Here is a 4,075-nt window from a genome sequence, read left to right as displayed (position 1 = left end):
TTCATCAGTTACAACTGACAAAACACAAAATACTGAAAGTGAGCAAGAAGCAAATTCATCAGTTGCAACTGATGAATTAAAAGAGACAGCAGAAATTCGGCAGTTGCAACTTCCGAATTTCAAGGATTTCCCCGTAGAAGAGTTCTTTAAAATAGGTTTTACCCATCACACAACAATTCTATCACAGGTAAAAACTGCCGAAGAACGTTATTTCTATATAAGATTATGTGCTAATGAACTTCTAAAAGTGGATGCATTAAAGAAACTTATAAAAGCTTCGGCTTTACTTCAATAGATACCCCTTGTGTAGAGCACATCGAAAATCTATGCAGTAAACAGGGTGGAGATAATGAAAAGCTTATTTTTAAAATTTTAAAACGTGGTGAGAAATTAAATCTTGAAACCGCTAAGGTTGAGGCTGATGTAGTAGATAGTGGACTTCGTTATGATTTAACATTACCATTAAGTCGTTATTATTCAAATAATGCAAATCAGCAATTGAGCTAAAGACAGGGTCTTTCAAGACTGCATATCTTGGACAATTGAATATGTATCTTAGTGTCCTTGATGATTTTGTGCGCAAACCGAATGAAAATCCGTCAATCGGCATCGTATTGTGTAAAAGTGCGGATAAAGCATATGTAGAATATGCCGTCAGGGACTATGAAAAACCAATGGGTGTAGCTACCTATAAAACCGCATCTGACATGCCCGAACGACTGAGGAAAGCTTTGCCTGATATAGAGGAACTTAAAAAGCTATTATAAAGAAAGTAGCCAAACTCTTTGCTCAATCAATGAATTTGGCTGCTTTTACATCAGCCTTGTTTTATAGATAACTAAACGCTTTCTTATTTCTGACTTCCCACCAAATACCCCAAGCTTATCACATCAGCCCCTAAATAATGAGTAATATACTTCAGAGGGACTCTGTACAGGATATCGGGTATTTCCGTCAATAGAGAAAGATACCTTTCTCTAATTGTCAGTTTACGCGTATTCACATTCATTTCTTCTTTAAAGTAAAACTGGTATTCCATGAGCTGACGTACCAGGTTGGAGAACGTTATGGACGTAGCGCACAGTTCTTCAATCTTATCCTCGCTGATGTAGTAAGCCACACATCTCGTCAGTGTTTTTACGGAATGTTTTCTTGTGTTGTAACACAATATCGCATCCCCTGCCGACAGGAAGCGAATAGTCCTGTCCTTTCCCTGATGACTGGAAAATGTATGCAAGATACCGGAAACGATAATATACAAGCTCTGCTCGGGCATTGTAGCAGAAGCAATCGTCTCGCCTTTATCCAAATGCACCATTTCCATACGAGCCAACAGTTCTGTCACTTCTATACTCAAAACAGAGTTTCTTCAAATAAGCCTCCATACAAATTGATTTTAGTTAATATATGTCACTTAGAAAACACTTAATTCGATATAGCAGGCATCGCAGTGCCTTTCGAGTACATTCTCTTTTGGTTATATCGCAAATACCAAATACAAATCAACAACGAAGCCACCGTCGACAAGGGCGGAGCAAAGCCCATGAGGAACAGCGAGGAACTGTCTATCTGACTGAACCAGTACGACAACGGAATACGGAACAGGAAGGTCGCTATCAGACTGTGAATCATCGGGAACAATGAATTCCCCTGTCCGCTGAAGTAAGAATTGATGCAAAACACAAAACTTACAATGATACAGTCGATACTATACCCCCGCAGATACTCCGCCGCCATTGCCACCACCGCCACATCTTTGGAAAAGAATGCGGTAAGCGTCTCCGGCAGGAATTGGGAATACACACAAACCGATACACCGAAAACAAGGGCAATCCCAATGCCCGAAGCCAGGCATTTGTTCATCCGCTGTATCAGTCCCGCACCGTAATTCTGTGCCGTCATGGTTGCCACTGCCGACGATATCGCCATTGGCGGCAGCATCGCAAAGACGATGATTTTCTCCACAACACCCAAAGACGCCGATGCGATGACTCCCATTTGGTTGACAATGACCGTTATAATCAAGAATGAAATATTGATTAACGCGTCCTGCAATGCAATGGGTGCTCCCAGCACCATAATCTTTTTGGATAAGTTCTTGTTAAGCCGGATATCTTTCCGAGTAAACTCGAAATGGAATCCATGCCCGTGCAAGAACCAAAGCGAAATAACAAAACTGCCCCCCTGTGCTGTTATTGTAGCCAATGCGGCTCCCGTAGCCCCCAAATGGAAATAGCCGACCAAAATAAAGTCAAGGACAATATTAATCACGCACGCCAATCCTACAAAATAAAGCGGTGTTTTGGAGTCGCCCAGTCCACGCAGGATACCACACACTACGTTGTACCCAATAATGAATAAAATACCTGTCGAGCATACCAGAATATAACTTTTCGTATCAGCCATTGCTTCCGCAGGCGTATGCATCAGTTCGGCTATCTGCCCGTGAAACACGACCATGACTAAAGTCAGCAAAACACCTACGATTGAAAACAGCCATACGGAAGAACCGATTGTAGATGCCACTTTCCTATTATCCTTTGCTCCGGTGGCAATAGCAATCAGCACGGTTGTCCCCGTTGTAATGCCAAGGATGATACCTGTAATCGTCTGCATCACCTGGCTGCCGATAGCTACAGCCGCCACACTGGCAGAATCATCGTATTGCCCTACAACAAACAAGTCCGCCCCACCATAAAGTGCCTGAAGCACGTTGGCAATAAGGAAAGGTACTGCAAATTGCAGCAATACTTTCGGAACGCTCCCCTGTGTCAAATTCAACTCTTTCATAGTTTCTTCGATACTTTACCTCTTATCTTAAATTGTTACAATAAAAAAATAGTGCCGGACAAGCGAATGATTTGCACCATTCATCTTATCCGGCACTATAATTATCTATTATAGCACCCTCCGATGAGGATTTTTATGCCTGCCCCTGTTTTCGGGCTGCAAATATGGGCTTTGTTTTCATAACTACCAAATTATAGCTGCACTTTATTTTTTCAGGATACAATCGGATATCAATGTGATACCAATTTCAACCCGATAATGGAGCAAATCAGTGTGAAGATAAAGAACAACCGTCCCACACTTGCAGGTTCTTTAAAGAAGAAAATACCGATTAATACCGTGCCCGCCGCACCGATGCCTGTCCATATCGCATAAGCCGTACCAACCGGCAATGTCTTGGTCACCTTTATCAGAAGTAGCATACTCACACATAAGGATACCAAGAGTACGAATGACCACACATATTTTTCCATTCCGAATACCCTGTTTATCTTTCCCAGGCAGAAAGTAAACACCAGCTCAAGGCAACCTGCCAAAATCAAAAGAATCCAATTCATAACATTTTTTTATTTGCAAAGGTCATGAATTTCCGGCAGCCTCTATTTTACATTTGTAAAAAAGGGATTTTACATTTGATAAAAAATCATCTTATCTTCGCCCTTATTCTGCTCAGACTAACTTGGGAGATTCCCAGATAGGAAGCGATAATACCTAATGGTACACGTTGAAGTATATCGGGGTAATCAGCAATCAAATCCTGATAGCGTTCCAATGAGGTCTTGAACTGCCGTGATATAAATAGCTGTTCTGATTTGATACACTCCCTTTCGGCAAACTTCCGCCCCCAGTTGGCTATATGTATATCCACCAGATAAAGGTCGTGCAGTTTGTCGACACTCAATTCATACAGCACACTGTCTTCCAATAATTCTATATTCTCATATCCCGCCTGATTATTGTAAAGGGTCTGCAAAGGGAAAATAGCGTCGCCCTCCTTTCCGAACCAGAATGTCACTTTCTTGTCCGATTTATAGGTATATGCATGCAACATTCCTTTCTTCATCAGATAGAATTTGGAACTTTTACGGTTTGCCAGAAACAGGTGGAAACCTTTAGGATAGGTTACTTCCGGTGTTTCATTCAACAGGGCTTCCTTGGATGCAAGCGGCAGTTTGTAAATATTGGTAATAAATCCAATCTCTCAAAAATAGTATATATAATGATTTGAAATTCAGTGTGTTGAAAATTTTATAGTTTTAATTGAGGAACAAATAAGAAACAAAAT

The 4,075-nt window shown here is 41.1% G+C and carries 3 protein-coding genes and 3 pseudogenes; 2 read left to right on the top strand and 4 right to left on the bottom strand.

All coding sequences use genetic code 11. From position 1 onward, the window contains the following. Both BHV72_RS16690 and BHV72_RS16685 read left to right on the top strand, forming a co-directional pair. Window positions 1–295 (top strand): annotated as a pseudogene (locus tag BHV72_RS16690) (PDDEXK nuclease domain-containing protein); the annotation flags it as partial. 199 nt (window positions 296–494) lie between these two features. Further along, a pseudogene (locus tag BHV72_RS16685) lies at window positions 495–767 on the top strand (PDDEXK nuclease domain-containing protein); the annotation flags it as partial. An 83-nt stretch (window positions 768–850) separates the two neighbouring features. Here BHV72_RS16685 and BHV72_RS16680 read toward each other — a convergent pair. The 4 genes and pseudogenes from BHV72_RS16680 to BHV72_RS16665 all read right to left on the bottom strand — a co-directional run bounded on the left by BHV72_RS16680 (window position 851) and on the right by BHV72_RS16665 (window position 3,988). Beyond that, window positions 851–1,385: pseudogene (locus BHV72_RS16680) on the bottom strand (Crp/Fnr family transcriptional regulator). A gap of 40 nt (window positions 1,386–1,425) precedes the next feature. Continuing rightward, entirely contained in the window at window positions 1,426–2,790 is a 1,365-nt protein-coding gene (locus BHV72_RS16675; protein ID WP_005681384.1) for an MATE family efflux transporter, read from the bottom strand. Between the two features lie 230 nt (window positions 2,791–3,020). Beyond that, entirely contained in the window at window positions 3,021–3,347 is a 327-nt protein-coding gene (locus BHV72_RS16670; RefSeq protein ID WP_005678097.1) for a DMT family transporter, read from the bottom strand. Between the two features lie 86 nt (window positions 3,348–3,433). Beyond that, window positions 3,434–3,988: a Crp/Fnr family transcriptional regulator gene (locus BHV72_RS16665; protein WP_502691119.1), complete on the bottom strand. Its 555-nt coding sequence runs from the start codon at window positions 3,986–3,988 to the stop codon at window positions 3,434–3,436. Window positions 3,989–4,075: the final 87 nt, after the last annotated feature.

The sequence above is a fragment of the Bacteroides sp. 43_46 genome (assembly GCF_001915455.1).
In the GTDB taxonomy this organism is placed as follows: domain Bacteria; phylum Bacteroidota; class Bacteroidia; order Bacteroidales; family Bacteroidaceae; genus Bacteroides; species Bacteroides caccae.
This window is presented reverse-complemented; position numbering and strand designations above follow the sequence as displayed.